The organism is Rossellomorea aquimaris, from assembly GCF_008180865.1.
In the GTDB taxonomy this organism is placed as follows: domain Bacteria; phylum Bacillota; class Bacilli; order Bacillales; family Bacillaceae_B; genus Rossellomorea; species Rossellomorea yichunensis.
Genome location: NZ_VTEX01000004.1, coordinates 332,226 through 351,871, shown reverse-complemented (window position 1 = coordinate 351,871; position 19,646 = coordinate 332,226). Strand labels below are relative to the sequence as shown.

21 protein-coding genes are annotated in these 19,646 nt (G+C 41.4%); 18 read left to right on the top strand and 3 right to left on the bottom strand.

Annotated features, from left to right (window positions below; genetic code table 11):
• The first annotated feature begins 46 nt into the window (after positions 1-46).
• From FZC88_RS17160 to FZC88_RS17125, 8 genes are read left to right on the top strand one after another with little or no spacing between them, the layout of a single operon-like run.
• Positions 47-568, top strand: a complete 522-nt coding sequence (locus tag FZC88_RS17160) for a YqeG family HAD IIIA-type phosphatase (RefSeq protein ID WP_397541197.1) — start codon at positions 47-49, stop codon at positions 566-568.
• Positions 565-1,665: a ribosome biogenesis GTPase YqeH gene (gene yqeH, locus FZC88_RS17155; RefSeq protein WP_148995769.1), complete on the top strand. Its 1,101-nt coding sequence runs from the start codon at positions 565-567 to the stop codon at positions 1,663-1,665. The genes FZC88_RS17160 and yqeH overlap by 4 nt, the downstream gene beginning before the upstream one ends.
• A 10-nt stretch (positions 1,666-1,675) precedes the next feature.
• Complete coding sequence (gene aroE, locus FZC88_RS17150) at positions 1,676-2,521, top strand: shikimate dehydrogenase (RefSeq protein ID WP_262371913.1); 846 nt, start codon at positions 1,676-1,678, stop codon at positions 2,519-2,521.
• On the top strand, positions 2,508-2,801 hold the full coding sequence (gene yhbY, locus FZC88_RS17145; protein ID WP_148969748.1) for a ribosome assembly RNA-binding protein YhbY: 294 nt from the start codon (positions 2,508-2,510) through the stop codon (positions 2,799-2,801). Before aroE ends, yhbY begins: the two co-directional genes overlap by 14 nt.
• 14 nt (positions 2,802-2,815) lie before the next feature.
• Positions 2,816-3,382 (top strand): nicotinate-nucleotide adenylyltransferase, encoded by a 567-nt coding sequence (locus tag FZC88_RS17140; protein ID WP_148995878.1) that lies wholly within the window; start codon positions 2,816-2,818, stop codon positions 3,380-3,382.
• Positions 3,375-3,941, top strand: coding sequence for a bis(5'-nucleosyl)-tetraphosphatase (symmetrical) YqeK (gene yqeK, locus FZC88_RS17135; RefSeq protein ID WP_148995768.1), 567 nt, complete (start codon positions 3,375-3,377; stop codon positions 3,939-3,941). The genes FZC88_RS17140 and yqeK overlap by 8 nt, the downstream gene beginning before the upstream one ends.
• Before the next feature lie 4 nt (positions 3,942-3,945).
• Entirely contained in the window at positions 3,946-4,299 is a 354-nt protein-coding gene (gene rsfS, locus FZC88_RS17130) for a ribosome silencing factor (protein WP_044339584.1), read from the top strand.
• A complete protein-coding gene (locus tag FZC88_RS17125; protein ID WP_148995767.1) occupies positions 4,300-5,046 on the top strand; it encodes a class I SAM-dependent DNA methyltransferase in 747 nt (248 codons plus the stop codon).
• Positions 5,047-5,158: 112 nt separating this feature from the next.
• Here FZC88_RS17125 and comER read toward each other — a convergent pair whose 3' ends face one another.
• Entirely contained in the window at positions 5,159-5,980 is an 822-nt protein-coding gene (gene comER / locus FZC88_RS17120) for a late competence protein ComER (protein WP_148969744.1), read from the bottom strand.
• Positions 5,981-6,060: 80 nt separating this feature from the next.
• On the opposite strand from comER, the gene FZC88_RS17115 reads away from it, so the two are divergent.
• The 3 genes from FZC88_RS17115 (at position 6,061) to FZC88_RS17105 (ending at position 9,570) form a co-directional block, all read left to right on the top strand.
• Complete coding sequence (locus FZC88_RS17115; RefSeq protein WP_148995766.1) at positions 6,061-6,666, top strand: helix-hairpin-helix domain-containing protein; 606 nt, start codon at positions 6,061-6,063, stop codon at positions 6,664-6,666.
• 80 nt (positions 6,667-6,746) lie between these two features.
• Positions 6,747-7,310 (top strand): ComE operon protein 2, encoded by a 564-nt coding sequence (locus FZC88_RS17110; RefSeq protein WP_148969742.1) that lies wholly within the window; start codon positions 6,747-6,749, stop codon positions 7,308-7,310.
• A complete protein-coding gene (locus FZC88_RS17105) occupies positions 7,303-9,570 on the top strand; it encodes a DNA internalization-related competence protein ComEC/Rec2 (RefSeq protein WP_148995765.1) in 2,268 nt (755 codons plus the stop codon). Before FZC88_RS17110 ends, FZC88_RS17105 begins: the two co-directional genes overlap by 8 nt.
• A 149-nt stretch (positions 9,571-9,719) precedes the next feature.
• On the opposite strand, the gene FZC88_RS17100 is transcribed toward FZC88_RS17105, so the two are convergent.
• A complete protein-coding gene (locus FZC88_RS17100) occupies positions 9,720-9,854 on the bottom strand; it encodes a YqzM family protein (RefSeq protein WP_044339687.1) in 135 nt (44 codons plus the stop codon).
• Positions 9,855-10,149: 295 nt separating this feature from the next.
• Between FZC88_RS17100 and holA the strand changes: the two genes are divergently transcribed.
• Positions 10,150-11,178 carry a DNA polymerase III subunit delta gene (gene holA, locus FZC88_RS17095; protein WP_148995764.1) on the top strand — a complete coding sequence of 343 codons (1,029 nt, stop codon included), beginning with the start codon at positions 10,150-10,152 and terminating at the stop codon, positions 11,176-11,178.
• 60 nt (positions 11,179-11,238) lie between these two features.
• Here holA and rpsT read toward each other — a convergent pair whose 3' ends face one another.
• On the bottom strand, positions 11,239-11,490 hold the full coding sequence (gene rpsT, locus FZC88_RS17090; protein WP_044339591.1) for a 30S ribosomal protein S20: 252 nt from the start codon (positions 11,488-11,490) through the stop codon (positions 11,239-11,241).
• Between the two features lie 202 nt (positions 11,491-11,692).
• Here rpsT and gpr point away from each other — a divergent pair, with 202 nt between their 5' ends.
• The 6 genes from gpr to hrcA all read left to right on the top strand — a co-directional run bounded on the left by gpr (position 11,693) and on the right by hrcA (position 19,640).
• Entirely contained in the window at positions 11,693-12,802 is a 1,110-nt protein-coding gene (gpr, locus tag FZC88_RS17085; protein ID WP_148995763.1) for a GPR endopeptidase, read from the top strand.
• A gap of 570 nt (positions 12,803-13,372) precedes the next feature.
• Positions 13,373-14,581: a stage II sporulation protein P gene (spoIIP, locus tag FZC88_RS17080; RefSeq protein WP_148995762.1), complete on the top strand. Its 1,209-nt coding sequence runs from the start codon at positions 13,373-13,375 to the stop codon at positions 14,579-14,581.
• A gap of 19 nt (positions 14,582-14,600) precedes the next feature.
• The gene (locus tag FZC88_RS17075) at positions 14,601-14,936 is read left to right on the top strand and encodes a DUF3679 domain-containing protein (RefSeq protein WP_148995761.1); all 336 of its coding nucleotides are present in this window, start codon (positions 14,601-14,603) and stop codon (positions 14,934-14,936) included.
• Positions 14,937-15,123: 187 nt separating this feature from the next.
• Positions 15,124-16,956 (top strand): translation elongation factor 4, encoded by a 1,833-nt coding sequence (gene lepA / locus FZC88_RS17070; RefSeq protein WP_397541022.1) that lies wholly within the window; start codon positions 15,124-15,126, stop codon positions 16,954-16,956.
• A 65-nt stretch (positions 16,957-17,021) separates the two neighbouring features.
• On the top strand, positions 17,022-18,179 hold the full coding sequence (gene hemW, locus FZC88_RS17065; protein ID WP_148995877.1) for a radical SAM family heme chaperone HemW: 1,158 nt from the start codon (positions 17,022-17,024) through the stop codon (positions 18,177-18,179).
• A 426-nt stretch (positions 18,180-18,605) separates the two neighbouring features.
• Positions 18,606-19,640, top strand: a complete 1,035-nt coding sequence (gene hrcA / locus FZC88_RS17060; protein WP_148995876.1) for a heat-inducible transcriptional repressor HrcA — start codon at positions 18,606-18,608, stop codon at positions 19,638-19,640.
• Positions 19,641-19,646: the final 6 nt, after the last annotated feature.

Here is a 19,646-nt window from a genome sequence, read left to right as displayed (position 1 = left end):
TAAACATTAAAGTATATAAATGATTATGAAATTTGAGGTGCTGCAAGTGATAAAGCAATTTTTACCCGATGAACAGGTTCAAGATATTTTCAGTATCAGACCGGAGTATTTAAAAGAAAAAGGAATTAAAGCGATCATTACAGATTTAGATAATACGTTAGTGGAATGGGATCGTCCCAATGCCACCCCTAAGTTAATCCAGTGGTTTAAAGAAATGCAGGAGCATGGAATCCTTGTGACCATTGTGTCCAATAATAACAAAAACCGGGTGGGAGCATTTGCAGAGCCTTTGGGCGTTCCGTTTATATTCCAGGCACGTAAGCCAATGGGACGTGCTTTCAAAAGGGCGATTCAGGAAATGGGTGTGAAGAAGGAAGAGTCGGTAGTCATTGGAGACCAGCTGTTGACGGATGTTTTAGGCGGGAATCGAAACGGCTTCCATACGATACTGGTTGTTCCCGTGGCACAATCAGATGGGTTCATCACAAAGTTCAATCGCCGTGTAGAACGAAGAATAATGAAGTTTTTCAAGCGTAAAGGCATGCTTGAGTGGGAGGATAAAAAGTGAGTCAAGTTGTATGTATAGGATGTGGCGTTGAAATCCAGACGGAGAATAAGGAAGGAATGGGGTATGCACCACCTTCTTCTCTTCAGAAAGAAGAGATCATTTGTCAACGTTGCTTTAGATTAAAACATTATAATGAAGTCCAGGATGTCCCCTTAACGGATGATGACTTCTTGAAAATATTAAATGAACTTGGTAATTCAGAAGGGTTGATTGTCAAGATTGTCGATATATTTGATTTCAATGGGAGCTGGCTGCCTGGATTGCATCGTTTCGTAGGATCTAACCCGATTCTGCTCATTGGTAACAAAGTGGATCTGCTTCCCAAGTCTGTAAAACCCACCAAGCTGATTCATTGGATGAAACATGAAGCAAGTCAATTAGGGTTAAAGCCTATTGATGTTCAGTTAGTGAGTGCTGCGAAAGGTCAGGGAATTACTGATGCAATCGAAGCGATTGAACATTATCGAAATGGAAAAGACGTGTATGTAGTAGGGTGTACAAACGTAGGGAAATCAACGTTTATAAACCGTATTATCAAGCATGTATCAGGTGAACAAGATGTCATTACGACTTCTCACTTCCCTGGCACCACTCTCGATATGATTCAAATTCCACTTGATAACGAAGAGTCACTCATAGACACGCCGGGAATTATTAATCACCATCAGATGGCCCATTTTGTTGATAAACAGGATCTGAAAATCATTACTCCTAAGAAAGAGATTAAGCCGAGAACCTTCCAGTTAAATCCAGAACAAACCCTTTTCTTCGGGGGATTGGCACGATTTGACTTCATGGCTGGTGAGCGTCAGGCATTTACCTGTTATTTCTCAAATGAGCTATCCATTCATCGCACAAAGATTGAGAAAGCCGATGAGCTCTATAAGAATCATGCAGGAGAAATGTTGCAGCCGCCAAGAAAAGATGATATGGACACATTCCCTCCACTTGTGAGGCATGAGTTCAGAATTAAAGAAGCAAAAACGGATATCGTCTTCTCAGGTTTAGGATGGATTACAGTGAATGACAGAGGGGCTACCATTGCTGCCCATGTTCCTAAAGGCGTTAGTGTTTTCTTGAGAAAATCATTAATCTAGGAGGGATTCTGTGGCTCTATATGGTGTTATAGGAGATCCAATTGCCCATTCTATGTCTCCCGAGATGCATAATGCTGCGTTTCAAGAATGTGGAATGGATTCTGCTTATGTGAAATTTCACGTGAGAAAAGAGCAGCTTTCCCAAGCCATTGATGGAATAAAGGCGTTGGGAATTCAAGGAGTGAATGTGACAGTTCCCCATAAGGAAAATGTCATGCCTCTTTTAGAAGAAATCGATCCATTGGCAGAGGCAATCGGGGCAGTGAATACGATTGTCAATGAAAATGGCAAGCTGATCGGTTATAATACAGACGGTCTTGGGTTTGTGGAAGGCTTGAAAAATATAGCGGATGAACAACTTGAAGATAAATCGATGCTGATTATCGGTGCCGGTGGTGCTGCAAAAGCCATTTATTATTCCCTTGCTTCTCTAGGGGTGAAGAGAATCGATGTGACCAACCGGACGCCACTGAGAGCTGAAAAGATGATCGAAGCGTGCCCTTTCGATTTGAACTCAGGGTTCATATCTTTAGAGGCTGCTGAAAACTCATTGGACCAATATGATGTGATCATCCAAACAACATCTATAGGAATGTTTCCTCATATTGAAGACAGTCCATTAACGATCAAAGAGTTAAAAGAGGGATGCATCGTCAGTGACATTATCTATAATCCTTTGGAAACAGCATTGTTGAAACAAGCGAATCAGAAAGGTGCCCGTACTCAAAATGGTCTTGATATGTTTGTGTACCAGGGAGCCCTTTCATTTGAAAAATGGACGGGAATCTTTCCACCATATTCGATTATGAAAAACACCGTTTTACAACAACTAGGAGGTCAACATGTTAACAGGTAAACAAAAAAGATATTTACGTTCAGAAGCACATCATTTAAATCCGGTTTTTCAAGTAGGAAAAGGCGGAGTCAATGAGAATATGATCAAAACAATCGGAGAAGCGATTGAAGTAAGAGAATTGATGAAAATCAGCATTCTTCAAAACTGTGATATGGATAAGTCCGAGGTTGCTGACGAGTTATCCAAAGGTGTAGGGGCGGAAATCGTCCAAATCATTGGAAATACAATTGTTCTATACAAGGAATCGAAAGAAAACAAGCAATTAATCCTCCCACGATAAGGATTGATAGAATGATGAAAAAGGTTGGACTCCTTGGAGGGACATTCAATCCTCCTCATATGGGCCATTTGGTTATTGCGGAACAAGTTTTAGAGAAGGCGAATTTGGATGAAATACGATTTCTACCGAATCACGTTCCTCCTCATAAACAGGCGGATGAAAGTGTATCAGTAGAACAGCGTCTCTTCATGCTTCAAAAAGTGATTAAGAGCAACCCTCACTTTTCCATCGAACGGATTGAACTTGAAAGAGAGGGTGCCTCATACACTTACGACACCATTAAGCTGTTAACCGAGAGGGAAAAGGAGACCGAGTTTTCATTTATAATAGGCGGGGATATGATCGAATATCTCCCGAAGTGGTACCGGATAGAGGAACTTCAGGAAATGGTCAGGTTCATTGGTGTTAATCGTCCTTCCTATTCACATGATACTTCGTTTAATGTTCAATTGGTGGAAGTACCGGCCATTGATATTTCTTCTTCCTACATTCGCAACACAGTGAAACTGGGGCGATCGGTACGCTACTTAGTCCCCGACGATGTGTATCGATTCATAAAGGAGGAGAAATTGTATGAATAGGGAAAAAGCCTTGGAAATCGTGAAAGAACATTTAACGGAACATCGTTATATACACACTTGTGGAGTCATGGAAACAAGCATAGAGCTTGCAAAGCGATATGGAGCCGATGAGAAAAAGGCAGAAATAGCGGCGATTTTCCATGACTATGCGAAGTTCCGGGATAAAGAGGAAATGCAAACGATCATTGTAGAAGAGAAGCTGGATCAGGATCTTTTACTGTACAATAGCGAGCTTTGGCATGCACCGGTAGGAGCGTTTCTTGTTGAGCGTGAAGTGGGTATACAGGATGAAGATATATTAAATGCCATCCGATACCATACTTCGGGTAAAGAAGAGATGACCAAGCTGGACAAAGTGATCTATTTAGCTGATTATATCGAACCGAATCGACAATTTCCCGGGGTGGAAGAAGTCAGGGAACTCGCAAAAGAGTCATTGGACCAAGGGTTGTTGAAGGCACTTCAAAATACAATGACGTTTCTTATGAAAAAAAATCAAGCGATCTACCCAGATACATTTCGCTTTTATAACGGATTAATTTTAAACAAGAGGAGATGAAGGAATGGAACAAAATTTAGTAGAATTAGCGTTTAATGCCGCTGATGATAAACGTGCTGAAGATATTGTTGTATTAGATATGAAAGGTGTTTCTTTAATTGCGGATTATTTTTTGATCTGTCACGGTAACTCAGACAAACAGGTGCAGGCCATTGCACGGGAATTAAAGGACAGAGCAGAAGAAAACGGCTATACAGTCAAACGGTTGGAAGGCTTTGATCAAGCACGCTGGATCTTAGTCGACTTAGGTGATGTCGTCGCTCACGTGTTCCATAAAGAGGAAAGAGGCTACTATAATCTAGAGCGTTTATGGGGAGATGCATCCTTCGTCGAAGTTGGACAAGGTGAGAGTCACTAAATGAGTTATGAACGTTTTGCTTATGTGTACGATTATTTAATGCAGGACGTCCCATACGACGGCTGGTTGGAGTTTGTCAATAAGCAAGCTAAAGCTTATTCAATCCAAGGGGGAAAAGTCCTTGACATCGCTTGTGGCACCGGGGAATTATCACTGCGCCTTGTCCGGGACGGCTACGATGTGACAGGTGTCGATCTCTCTCAGGATATGCTTATGGTAGCTCAGGAAAAGGCTTTTGAAATGAACGTAAAGATAAATCTGTTTCAACAGGATATGTCAAAGCTTGATTCCCTTGGTGAATACGATCTTATTACGATTTTTTGTGATTCCCTGAATTACCTGGAAGACGAAAAAGATGTGAAAAATACGTTTAAAAGTGTATATGCTCATCTTAAGCATGATGGCTTATTCCTATTTGATGTGCATTCCATTTATAAAATGACGCAAATATTTATTAACCAGACATTTACCCTTTCGGATGACCACGTCTCATACATTTGGGATTGCTTCCCTGGAGAAGTTCCCAATAGTGTAGAGCATGAACTGACCTTTTTCGTGAAAGATGAGGAAACGAATCAGTACGAAAGAGTAGAAGAGCTGCATAAACAGCGCACATACCCCATCCTGACCATGAAAGAATGGTTGGAGGATGCAGGTTTCGAAGTGTTGAACGTCTCCGCAGACTTCACACAGGAAGCCCCTACAGACCATAGCGAAAGAATTTTCTTTACGTGTAAGAAGAAATGATAAAAGCCGGATCGTCTCTTGAAAAGAGATTGATCCGGCTTTTTTATGAAAAAGATTTTTTAAAAAAGAAGGAAAATATCAATTTGTGTCGAAATATAAAAAAGGAGCCTGTCTAGACTCCAAATTGTGACTTCGTTCCTTCAATGTCATCCACGAACTTTTCCTGTGTGGCTTCAAATAATTTCTCGAAAACATCTCCCAGTTCTCTTTCCATTACGGAAATCCCTATTCCAGTCACTCCGCCTTTTACACAGACTTTTTCTTGAAGTGTCGGTAATGTATAAATATTTTTCTTCAATAAGTCCCCAAGACCAACAAGCATTTCAGATGCCAAAACAGTAGCTGTTTCCCTGTCTATTTCTGTTACTTCTGCAGCAGCGTTAATAAACCTTTGCGTAACATAACTGAAAAAAGCAGGTCCACAGCTCACAATGTCAGAAGCCACTCGCGTCACATTTTCATCAATGACTACCGGTGTGGAGATATGTTCAACCAGTGTCATTAAATCCTGCCTCCATTTATCTGAACAATGACTTCCATAAGTTAAAAGTGACACTCCGCTTAATGCACGATTCGTAATGCTAGGAATGAATCGGGCACAGGAACTGGTCAAGATCGATTCTAATTGTTCCACGCTTACCGGACTGGTTATTGAAACAACGCATTTATCCCTGGTGAAGCTTTTTTTATTCTCCTGAATCACATCATACACATCATGAGGTTTCACACAAATGAAGATTAAGTCAGCTGACTTGATCACTTCTTCATTTGAATGGCTTACATTCACTTTATTCCATTTTTCTTTTATACCTTCTGCTTTTTTTAATGAACGATTCGTAATATGAAGATGTGAAGGAGAAATCGCCTTTGATTCAATGAGAGCTTCAATAATGATTTTCCCCATGTTCCCCGTTCCAATGATACCCACTTTCATGTGCAGCCCTCCTTCTATCACACTCTCTCCTAAAACTTATGAATCCCTTTCAACGAATATTCCACCAGAGGTGATTTCCCGTGCAATCCTTAATTGAAAAATATAGAACGGTTCTTGTGATTCTTGCGATTTGTGCCATTGTCCTGATTGCATATATATTAAAGAATGCAACCGCCCCTCCTGTGAAAGAGGCTTCTTTTACTGCCGCTCCCGTAAAAAAAGAAACGGAGCCTGAAGAATTGAAAATTGTCGAAAAAGTATTTGTAGACGTAAAGGGAGAGGTTGTGAAACCTGGATTATATGAGGTCAGGCAGGGTGACAGGTTGAAGTTTGTGATCGATCGAGCCGGTGGTTTCACCGCAGAAGCAGATAAAAAAGTGATCAATTTAGCGGTAAAGGTATCAGACGAAATGATGATTTATGTCCCTAAAATCGGGGAAATAGAACCGCCCCTGTTGGCTTCTCCAATGCCTGGGAACGATCCGGGAAAGGATCGTATCAACATTAATACAGCCACTCAACAGGAATTCGAAACACTGCCAGGAATCGGCCCTGCGAAAGCTTCAACCTTTATCCAATATCGCGAAGAACATGGTCCGTTTGAGACTATAGAAGAGATTCAAAACATCTCTGGAGTCGGAGAAAAAACGTTTGAGAAATTAAAAGAATATATTTATGTCCAATGAATTGACGAAACATAGGAAGTCTTTATACACTTAAACAAGCAAATGAAAATTCACCTAAAAATATAGAAGGGGGAATGGTGATGGAAAGAATCGCTTGGCATCAATATTTTATGGCCCAAAGTCAGCTCCTTGCCCTGCGCAGTACGTGTACAAGACTGGCGGTTGGGGCAACCATCGTTCGTGAAAAACGAATCATTGCAGGAGGCTATAACGGCTCCATTGCAGGAGGGGATCATTGTATAGATGAGGGGTGCTATGTGATTGACAATCACTGTGTGAGGACCATTCATGCCGAAATGAATGCCCTGCTGCAATGTTCAAAGTTCGGGGTCGGAACGGAAAATGCGGATATTTATGTTACTCACTTCCCCTGTCTTCAATGCTGTAAGGCTCTTATCCAGGCAGGAATCAAAACGGTTTATTATGCAAAAGATTATAAAAATCATCCTTATGCCATCGAACTATTCCAAAAGGCAAACGTCCATGTAGAGAAAGTACCCTTTCAAGAGAGCAGCATCGACGTAAAACACAATGAAAAAGCCTCCATGATGCTTCAATTAATCGATGACTTGAGAAATCAAGGTGCTGAAGCCGAGAAGCTTGCTTACTATGAACAAGAATACATAAAACTATTCAATGAATAGGGGGATTTTCCTTTACCTGGCATTTTCAGTACTTTCGGGGACGCTACTTGCACTTCAATTTCATTGGGGTGCAGTCGTTCTTGCTCTGCTCCTTCTATCCCTTTTCCTCAGAAAAAAGACCACCACCATCCTATTTCTGTGCCTCCTATTTCTCTTTATTTCCTTTCTCAACAGCACTATTCAGGAAAAGAGACAGAAAACCGTCCTGTCATCAGAACCTGAACCGGTCGACTTACAAATTGTGATCAATGACATTCCATCCATCGATGGGGATTCCTTTGTTTCCCTCGCTCAAATAAAGAATGAGAAGGTCCTCATGCGCTATTATTTCTCTTCAGAGAAAGAAAAACGAAAATTCCAACATATGAAACCTGGTTTTCTGTGTGAAGTGAAGGGGGAGCTTACAGAACCCAAACCGAATAAAAATCCAAACTTGTTTCATTATAAAAATTATTTGGCTCATCGAGGAGTTTATTGGATACTTGACGTACAAGCATTCGGGGGATGCGTGGATGAAAGCAAATGGAAACACGCCCTCTTACATCTAAGGTTTGATGGATTGAAAAAAATAGAGAGGGATTTCCCATCTTCAACAGTAGGAGTGACCCAAGCGTTACTGTTTGGAGAAACAGGGATGATCGCAGAAGACACAATGAAGGCGTTCAGAGAGCTGGGTGTCGTTCATTTATTGGCAATTTCAGGCCTGCACGTTGGGCTGATCTTTGCGATTCTTTACTACTGCCTATTGAGGATCGGTGTCACAAAAGAATCGGTGACATGGATATGTATTGTTTTTCTTCTATGTTATATCGTACTGACGGGCGCATCTCCTTCCGTTACGAGGGCATCTTCCATGCTGATCGTGATTCTGCTCAGTAGGAAAGTGGCAAATAAGTTAAGTACAATCGAGAGTTTGTCCATTGTATTTGTGATGTTAGTTTTATATGACCCATATTATGTATTCAATGTTGGATTTCAGCTGTCATTTATGGTGAGTTTTTCTCTTGTAGTATCTTCAAGCATTATTCTAAATACTTCCTCATCCATTTCACAATTGGTGAAAGTAACACTTGTTGCCCAACTGTCTTCGTTACCCATCATCATCTATCATTTTTATGAATTTTCTTTGATAGGCTTTTTTACGAATCTTCTTTATGTACCCCTATTCTCAGTCATTGTTCTTCCCTTGACCATCCTCGTCTATATTCTGTCAGTTGAATGGTTGATCCTGCTCCATAAATATCTTATGGATGGAATACAGTGGGTATCTACCATTATCGCTTCTTTTCCATTCAGTACAATTGTGATGGGAAAGCCTCCATTTCTATTCTTGATTGGTTACCTCATCGCTATTTATGTTGTGTTTGTTTGGTTTGAAAAGAAAAAGTACATACTTTCCATGCTGCTCTTGATTTTCTGGGCATCCATTCACATGCTAATCAACACTTATAATCCTTATGGAGAGGTTGTATTCCTGGATGTTGGGCAGGGTGATGCTACACTGATCATGCTGCCGTACAATCGGGGGACCTATCTTATCGATACAGGTGGGGAAGTGCAGTTTCCGAAAGAAGAATGGGAAGAGAGGAAGAATCGTTTTTCTGTAGGGGAAGACATCGTCGTTCCTTTTTTGAAAAGTAAAGGGGTCACGTCCATTGACGCCCTGATCTTAACACACGGGGATCTCGATCATATTGGCGGATCAGAGGCGGTTCTTGAGGAAATGAAAGTGAAGGAAGTCTTGATCAGCCCTAACAGTGAAGAGAAAGGCGAAATGAGGAAAATCATGAAAATCGCCAGAAAAAAGAAAGTTCCTGTTAAAGAAGCACATTATCCATACAGATGGGCAGGTGATAATGATGGATTGCATATTGTTTCCCCGCAGGATGAAGAGTATGAAGGAAATAATGATTCCATTGTATTATATGGAGAAATCGGTTCATTGAAATGGTTATTTACTGGAGATTTAGAAGAGCAAGGGGAAAAAGAGTTCATCAGAAACTTCGATCTGCCTATTGATGTGTTGAAAGTAGGTCACCATGGGAGTAATACGAGTACAACCGAAGAGTTCCTCGTTGAGACGAATCCGTCTGTGGCGGTGATCTCTGCGGGTGAAACCAATCGCTTTGGGCATCCTCATCCTGAGGTAGTGGAACGATTGGAGATAAGAGGAATAACTATATATAGCACGGGAGAAAATGGGGCGATCACCTATCGTTTTTGGGATAAAAAAGGAACGTTTTCAGCCCACCTGCCATAGGATGTATGACAAAACAAATTAAGCGCTAATGAAAAAGGGGCAGACCTATCACAAGGAGTCAGGCACCTTCAAGCCATCTGTATGATACACCAGTACCATATATGGAAGTTGAAGAAACCGGATTCTGTAAGGTCTGCCTCCTATATTCATTAAGAGCCGATTAACTTAATAACAGTTGCAATAACGAACATTGTCGCAAAGAATCCAAAAGAAACAATAAATCCAACGCCTGAATCTACTGCATCATTTCTTTTTGATTGTACATTCTTTTCAAATTGGTTCACAACTACCCCTCCTATTTCTATTCTAGTATAGAACATCGCTAATGAAAAATCTATACTTCCCTTTACTTTTTCCTTTACTGACAAGAGTTGTCACCTATAAGTTTCCCGAGCTCAGGTGACACTAATCAATACAAAGGAAATACCGCTTGACGGAGATGGTTCCTAGGTCTTCTCCGTTAACGTTAATATAGATATAGGGGGTGTCCCATATGACGGATGTCCCCTTTACCACTTGCCAAAACCAAAAAGCTTTTTTACCATAGAGTAGAGAAAAGACTTAATGGAGAGTGCTGACTTGGTTATTGATATATGGAAAAAAATAGAGAAATCTCAATTTGGAGCTATGTATTTAGTTTACGGAAATGAGTCATTTATTATTAATGAAACGAAACAAAGAATTGTTTCAAGTGCCCTTTCAGAAGAAGAAATGGATTTTAATTTTTCCAGTTATGATCTGGAGGAAACCCCTGTGGAAGTGGCGATAGAAGATGCAGAAACCTTTCCATTTATGGGGGAGAGAAGGGTCGTCATCCTACAAAACCCTGTTTTTTTGACAGCAGAAAAAACAAAAGAGAAGGTAGAGCACAATATTAAAAGACTGGAACAATACATACAATCTCCTGCTCCCTATACGATTTTGGTCATTACAGCCAATTACGAAAAACTGGACGAGCGTAAGAAAATCACAAAGTCCTTGAAGAAACTGGCAGAAGTGGTAGAGGCCAAAAAGCTGAACGAGCATGAATTAAAGTCCTGGGTAAGAGAACGTGCTGCCTCTAATAGTGTTCAGATAGATGAAGATGCGATTGAACTATTACTGACCCTCGCTGGAACAAATTTAATGATGCTCACACAGGAGCTGGACAAACTTTCTTTATATGCAAGCGATACAAACAGAATCGACGTAGAAGTGGTGGAACGATTAACAGCCCGGTCCCTGGAACAAAATATTTTCACATTAGTGGACAAGGTCGTTCACAGAAGAATCGATGAGGCATTGAGAATTTATTATGACCTTCTCAAACAAAACGAAGAACCGTTGAAGATTCTATCGATCCTGGCAGGGCAGTTCAGATTGATATATGGAACGAAGGAACTATCACGAAGAGGTTACGGGCAGCAAAAAATTGCTTCCTACCTAAAAGTACACCCTTTCAGAGTGAAACTTGCAGCAGGACAGGCAAAGCACTTCAACGATAAACAACTCGCCCATATCATCGAATTGCTATCTCAAGGAGATTATGAAATCAAAACAGGGAGAATCAAAAAGGAATTAATGATTGAAATGTTTCTTTTTAAACTTCATGATCAGAGCTTTATGTGATCAGTGAATAATAAGCAAAAGAAAAACCACCTGGCCATGGGCGAGGTGGTTTTTTTTCAATTAGTTCGCTTTTTTCATAAGGCGAGACTTTTGACGATCCGCAGCGTTTTTGTGGATAAGACCTTTTTGAGCTGCTTTGTCTAATTGACGAACCGCTTCTGTTGCTAATTCTTTAGCGTTATCTGCGCTGTTTGCAGCTGCAGCTTCTGCTTTCTTGATAGCAGTACGCATTGTAGATTTCACGGCAGCGTTTTGAGCGTTACGCTCGTTGCTAGTTTTTACACGCTTGATAGCTGATTTGATATTTGGCATTCCTGTCACCTCCTATAAAAGGATCGAGATTCTATGTGACTCGATTTAAATTCCTAAACAATAAGAACAAATGATATTTTATCAAACGAACAGTGATATTGCAATACTATGTAGTGAAATTAAACGAGTGAATGAACCCATACGAAAAAGGTAAACATAAAAAAATAGTAGATATCATCCCAAGCCTGGAGGTAGAGTCGAAATGAAAAAAGAAGAAATCGATTACAGTAAATATTCCATTCGTACCGATCTTGCCGTTGAAGCAAGAGAAATGGTCGTCACTGATAAAGCGGAAGATACTTCATCCATTCAAGGAGTCATGATTAAAGAGAAAGAAGAGGATGGGATAAAAGTTTCCCTTGTCACCGTTACACCAGAAGGAGAAGAGAAAATCGGTAAAAAACCTGGTAATTACTTAACCATCGAGGCTCATGGAATTCGCCAGGAAGATGCAGAACTGCAACAAAGAGTTGAAAAAGTTTTTGCGAACGAATTTAATCAATTTTTGATTAATAAAAAAATCAGTAAAAATGCAAGCTGCTTAATCGTTGGTCTCGGTAACTGGAATGTAACCCCCGATTCATTAGGACCCCGCGTCTGTGAAGACATCATTGTGACGAGACATCTATTTGAACTGCAGCCGGAATCTGTGGAGGAGGGCTATCGGCCGGTCAGTGCCCTCGTACCTGGTGTGATGGGGCTCACGGGTATTGAAACGAGCGATATCATTTTCGGAGTAGTGGAGAAATCCAAACCAGACTTCATCATCGCCATCGATGCCCTGGCATCCCGTTCCATTGAGCGTGTCAATTCAACCATCCAGATCTCGGATACAGGCATCCATCCTGGGTCAGGAGTAGGGAACAAGCGAAAAGGATTGGATCAGGAAACGTTAGGGGTTCCGGTTATTGCCATCGGTGTTCCGACCGTACTTGATGCTGTCACAATCGTAAGCGATACAGTTGATTTTCTTTTAAAGCATTTTGGAAAGGAAATGAGAGAAGGGGACCGTCCATCCAGATCCCTTGCCCCGGCAGGGTTGAGCTTCGGTGAGAGAAGGAAATTAACAGAAGAAGATCTTCCGGAAGAACAACACCGTCAAGCCTACATGGGGATTGTAGGTACACTCGAGGATCATGAAAAACGAAAATTGATTCATGAAGTATTGGCTCCCATCGGGCATAATCTGATGGTCACACCTAAAGAAGTCGACGTGTTCATGGAAGATATGGCCAACCTTATCGCAAGCGGCTTGAATGCTGCACTGCATGATGCGGTTGACCAGGAGAATACGGGATATCAGACGAGATAGATTGCAGATGAAAGCAGCGCCTTAGGGGTAGGTATTGACCCTTGAGGCGTTCTTTGATGAATTGGGAATAGAGTGATCGGGTCTTGAGGGAATTTGTCAGCTCTCGAATCTCCCGGTTCGGGAATCAGTGTGCTCTAAAGTTTAGAAGAAATGATCGTTTCGCTGATATATTTGAAATTTCGCTGATAAAAGTGACGATTTCGCTGATAAAATCAGTATTTCGCTGATAAAATGAAAAATTCGCTGATATCCAAAAAGAGGAAAGCATTTTTCTGTAAAAATTGGAGCTTATTTTACCTCTGAAACCGAAAATATTAGATTTTTACGTAAAAGGGGTTATTCCCCCGCCTCAAAAATCGTGATTATCACTTTAAAAAGAAATTTCCTACCCATCTAATTTCACTCCAGCTTTCAATTCCCAACCCCCATCTACTTCTGATCCACTAAAAATAATAGATTCCCCCGTTTAACTTTCCACCAATAACCTCATAATGACTACTAAATATAGTTCTACTATCTCTAGTAATGACATACGTTGTACTAGAGTAGATTAAAGGAAAGGGTGGGAGAATGAGGTCGTATAAAGCGCCTAATTATGTAGTAGCGATTAATATGTCAACGATACTGAAAGGGATGTTGATCTTCGTTGTAGGATTGCTCTCGATTTTTTCGATAACGGGCATCCTCACTTCCTTGAACCCTGAGTATAGAATTACATCGAATTCATTGAATCAAGCGGCTTCCAATGTGAAGGGTGATGCATTATATAAGATCTTGGCATTAGAAAACCGGTCTTTTAATCAAATTTTAACTGAAGAAGAGCAGGCTTTACCGAATGTGTCATCCCTCCTTTTTCAGGTGGCTACCAATGTGAGCTTAGAAGATCCCCGAAGTTTCCTGGGGAGAGAGCTTCCGGGATTCTCGATTTTTGACGGGGATATCCTTGTGGCAGGGGAAGGAACGGATTTTACGAATATGCCGATTGAGTCGGTCCCGCCTCCTGAAGCACTCGAAGCAGGGAATGAGGCACCACTCAAGAATGTTGAGAATCTTAAAGACCCGGATCAAAAGAGTGGGGATGTGGCACCTCCATTATCCACAGGGAATAAAAAAACCGTTCATCTTTATTTCACTCATACCCGAGAATCCTATCTCCCTTATTTGGATGGTGTGACCAATCCCGATTCAGCCATGCACTCAGAAGTCAATGTCACCAAGGTGGGGGACATGGTGAAGAGGAACTTAGAGGACCAGGGTATCGGAACGAGCATAGATAAAACCGACGTGATTCAGACCTTAAACAAAAAAGGATTGGATTATTGGGCTGCTTACCAGGAGTCGAGACCTTTAGTGCAGGCTGCCATGACAAGTAATAAAGACTTGCTGTATCTCGTTGATATCCATCGTGATTCTCAAAGAAGGGCTGTCACGACGGGAACGATCAAAGGAAAATCTTATGCTAAGCTTGCATTTGTCGTTGGGGAAGAGCATCCGAATTACGAGCAGAATTTAAAGGTGGCAACAGAGCTTCATAAATTATTGGAAGCGAACTATAAAGGGATTTCACGTGGAGTGATTGCGAAGAAGGGAAGCGGGACCAACGGGAAGTTCAACCAGGATCTTTCAAGCAATGCCATGTTACTGGAGTTTGGTGGAGTCGATAATACATTCGAGGAATTGGAACGATCTGCACAGGCTTTCGCTGAAGTATTCGCTGAATATTATTGGCAGGCTGAAAAGGTGAATCATACACCTGTCACTCCTGCTTCAAGTCAGTAGTAAAAGGATGAAGGAACCAATGACAAAATTCTTTTTTAAATGTGCATTACTTATATCTGCATTATTTATCGGGGTACTGATCGGAATGCAGTATGCGAATGAAGGCATCGTGGAAATGAAGGGACATGAACAACAAAAATTCACATCGCCGGTGGGAGTGAGTCAGGACGGAGAAGGAAACGTGGAAGCGTCGTTCCTTGGGAATGAAGTAGAATCGAAAACGTTAAGCGAAAAGAAAGAGAAATTAGAGGATATGAAAGCCTTTAATGCGTTTTCCTCAATCGGAAAGGCGCTGGCGAATATAATTGAAAGTATCACCAATGAAATAGTGAACTTTATTGCTTCGTTAATTTAAGAGAGGGCTTTTGGAAATGTTCCAGCCTTCTCTTTTTTTTGGAGATTTATCTCTAAGAACTCGATTGATTCCTTTCTAAAATCGACAATTCCCGTATAGCCCTTTAGTTTACATTGAATAATATATAGTCTACTGCTATAATTCAAAATAGTGTACATGTGTGGAAATAACAGGAGTTGAACGTATAATGAACCGTGAAGAGAAATTAGAAAGACAATCGAGAATTAGAAACTTTTCAATCATTGCTCATATAGATCATGGGAAATCTACCCTTGCCGATCGTATTTTGGAGAAAACGAAAGCACTGACGGCGCGTGAAATGAAAGAGCAATTACTGGATTCAATGGATCTTGAGAGAGAACGTGGAATCACAATCAAATTAAATTCTGTGCAATTAAAGTATCAAGCAAAGGATGGGGAAGAATACATCTTTCATCTGATTGATACACCAGGGCACGTAGACTTTACATACGAAGTATCTCGTAGTTTAGCTGCTTGTGAAGGAGCCGTCCTTGTGGTGGATGCAGCTCAAGGTATTGAAGCGCAAACATTGGCAAACGTGTATCTTGCCTTGGATAATGACCTGGAAATCCTGCCGGTCATCAACAAAATCGACCTTCCTGCAGCAGATCCTGAAAGGGTTCGACAGGAAGTGGAAGATGTCATCGGTCTGGATGCATCGGAAGCAGTCCTGGCATCAGCCAAAGCAGGGATCGGGATTGAAGAGATCCTCGAGCAGGTGGTTGAAAAAGTACCCGCTCCGCAGGGAGATCCAGATGCCCCACTAAAAGCCCTTATCTTTGACTCTTTATATGACGCATATAGAGGAGTCGTTGCCTACATCCGTGTGATGGAAGGAAGTGTCAAAGTCGGAGATAAAGTCCGTATGATGGCGACGGGGAAAGAGTTTGAAGTAACGGAAATCGGTGTCTTCACTCCGAAACCGACGGGACAAAAAGAATTAACGGTCGGGGATGTTGGGTACTTAACAGCAGCGATCAAGAATGTTGGGGACACCCGGGTGGGAGATACCATCACTCTTGCCAAAAATCCTGCTGAAAAAGCATTACCAGGTTACCGCCGCTTAAACCCGATGGTATATTGCGGTTTATATCCAATCGATTCAAATCGCTACAACGATCTTAGGGAAGCACTTGAGAAACTTGAATTGAATGACTCGGCACTTCAATATGAGCCTGAAACATCTCAAGCGTTAGGGTTCGGGTTCCGTTGTGGATTCCTCGGACTCCTTCATATGGAGATCATTCAGGAACGTATTGAGCGCGAATTCAAAATCGACCTTATTACGACTGCACCAAGTGTTATCTATCATGTCAAATTGACGGATGGTCAAGAAGTGAAAGTGGATAACCCGTCCATGATGCCTGATCCGCAAAAAGTGGATCATGTTGAAGAGCCTTATGTTAAAGCAACAATCATGGTTCCTAACGACTACGTTGGTGCCGTAATGGAGCTTTGCCAAGGAAAACGCGGGAACTTTATCGACATGCAGTATATGGATGATACACGAGTGAACATCGTCTATGAAATCCCGCTTGCTGAAATCGTGTATGACTTCTTCGATCAATTGAAATCGAACACGAAAGGGTACGCTTCATTTGATTATGAGCTGATCGGATATAAGGAATCCAAGCTTGTGAAGATGGATATCCTGTTGAACGCTGAAAATGTCGATGCCCTTAGCTTTATCGTTCATCGTGACTTCGCTTATGAACGCGGGAAGTTGATTGTTGAGAAATTGAAGGAATTAATTCCGAGACAACAATTCGAAGTACCCGTCCAGGCAGCGATCGGACAGAAGATTGTCGCAAGATCGACCATTAAAGCCATTCGGAAGAACGTTCTGGCAAAATGTTACGGTGGAGATATTTCACGTAAACGTAAACTTCTTGATAAACAAAAAGAAGGTAAAAAACGTATGAAGTCCGTAGGTAATGTAGAAGTTCCACAAGAAGCCTTCATGGCCGTCTTGAAGATGGATGACACGGATAAAAAATAATTGTCTTGATGATAAAGGGGGAAAGTGGCTTGTACAAAACAAGCACTGCTTACCCCCTTTTCTCTATGACTGCCCCAAAAGGAGGGATATTCTTGGTAAAATCAGCTTATATTCATATACCTTTCTGTGAACATATCTGTCACTATTGTGATTTCAATAAAGTCTTTTTAGAAGGACAGCCTGTAAATGAATATTTAATCAGCCTGGGTGATGAAATGAAGCGAAGAGTCATGTCACCTGACAAGCTTGATACGATTTTTGTCGGTGGCGGCACTCCGACGTCATTGAATGCGGGCCAGCTCGATGTATTATGTGAATCGATCAACAATCACCTTCCCTTTGATCAGGGGGAATTCACATTTGAAGCAAACCCTGGCGATTTGACAGAAGACAAACTTCAAGTGTTAAAGGACCACGGTGTGAATCGATTGAGTTTTGGTGTTCAGTCATTCAATGATGAGCTCCTAAAAGGAATTGGTCGGACACATAGAAGCAAAGATGTGTATACGTCTGTGGAAACGGCTCAGAAAGTAGGATTCTCCAATATCAGCATTGATCTGATTTATAGCCTGCCTAAGCAAACTGAGGAAGATTTTCAAGATACATTGAAGAAAGCACTTGATCTTGATCTTCCTCATTACTCGGCTTATTCACTCATAGTAGAGCCGAAAACGGTCTTCTACAACCTGATGAGGAAAGGGAAGCTGTCATTGCCTTCTCAAGATCAGGAAGCGGCTATGTACGAGATTCTGATCGAAACGATGGAGAAATATGGGATCAATCAATATGAAATCAGTAATTTTGCTAAACGGGGATACGAAAGCAAACATAATCTCGTTTATTGGGACAATAATGAATATTATGGTTTAGGAGCAGGTGCCCACGGATATATAAACGGAGTACGTTATTCCAATTACGGTCCCCTGAAAAAATATATGGACCCGATTGCAGAAGGTTCCCTGCCTACCATCCAGCAGCATGAAGTCACCAAAGCCGAAATGATGGAAGAGGAAATGTTCCTCGGATTACGTAAGGTAGATGGCGTGAGTAAATCCATATTCCAACAGAAATTTGATTGCAGCGTGGAGTCCGTCTTTGGTACCTCCATTAAGGAAATGGAGAAACGAGAACTGCTTTTAGTAGATGAAGAGCGTGTGGCACTTACGAAGCAGGGCCGTTTTCTGGGAAACGAAGTATTTCAATCTTTCCTTGGTGTAATTTAATGGATGTATTCTACAGGGAGTAACTCATGCTTAGAAAGTTGAGTGGAGCGGAAGGTGCTCGACTCCTGCGGGAATAGCGGGAAAGTACTAAAAGCGGAGGCGTCTCGACCAGCTCCGACAAGCATAAGATGAATGGACCGGGAAGGCGTTTTTTGCCTTCTTGGGCCATTTAGCTTATGACCTCGAGGGGCTAGCCGCCGGAGCTAGACAGTTGAGACCCCACAGGGCAATGCCCGAGGAGGCTCAACTCACGCCCCGCGGAAAGCGAGTACCTGGAGCGGAAATCAACCACTACTCGCTTATTCAAAAACAACTGACTTTACGAAAAGAGCCAATCTAATATATTGACATCCCTTTTCTGATTTGATAATTTATTAATTAGATTTAGCACTCATCTTGATAGAGTGCTAACAGGGGTGATGAATGTTGTTAACAGATCGACAACTTCTAATTCTTCAAGTGATTATTGATGATTTTATCCTGTCAGCTCAGCCTGTCGGTTCGAGGAGCTTATCCAAGAAGGATGAAATTTCCTTCAGCTCGGCTACGATTCGAAATGAAATGGCTGATTTGGAGGATTTGGGTTTTATCGAAAAAACGCATACTTCTTCAGGACGTATTCCTTCTGAAAAGGGTTATCGTTATTATGTGGATCACTTGCTTTCTCCACAGAAATTAAAGAAGAATGACGTGCATGCAATTCGTTCCATCTTCACTGAGCGAATATATGAATTGGAGAAAGTGGTCCAGAAGTCGGCAAAGATTCTTTCCGAGCTGACGAATTACACGACCATCGTATTAGGTCCCGATTTGAAGGAAAATAAGCTGAAAAAGATTCAACTTATTCCTCTGAACAAAGATACAGCGATTGCCATCATCGTGACGGATAACGGACATGTTGAAAATAAACTGTTCCATATCCCTCCTACAATGGATGCTGCGGAGCTTGAGAAGCTTGTGCACATCTTGAATGACCGTTTATCGGGTGTTCCTATCAGTGAGTTAAACGATAAAATTTTCAAGGAAGTCGCTCTTTTACTAAGAGAGCATATTCAGAACTATGATTTTATCCTTCACTCGATTACGGATTCCTTTAATCCAACGGTCACGGATAAGCTGTTCTTTGGTGGGAAAACCAATATACTCAACCAACCTGAGTTTAATGACGTCCATAAAGTTCGCATGCTCCTTGAGATGATTGAACAAGAGGAGAGCGTCTACAACTTGATTCGTCCATCCGCTACTGGATTGACCATTAAAATCGGGAAAGAAAATGATCATCTTGCTATGGAGAATTGCAGTCTCATAACCGCTACTTATTCTATTGGTAAAGAACAATTAGGATCCATCGCGATTATCGGACCTACCCGAATGGAGTATTCCCGTGTCGTGAGTTTACTTAATTTCTTTTCAAATGATATGTCCAAGGTTCTGACGAAACTGTATCAAAGTGAAGATTAGTGGACA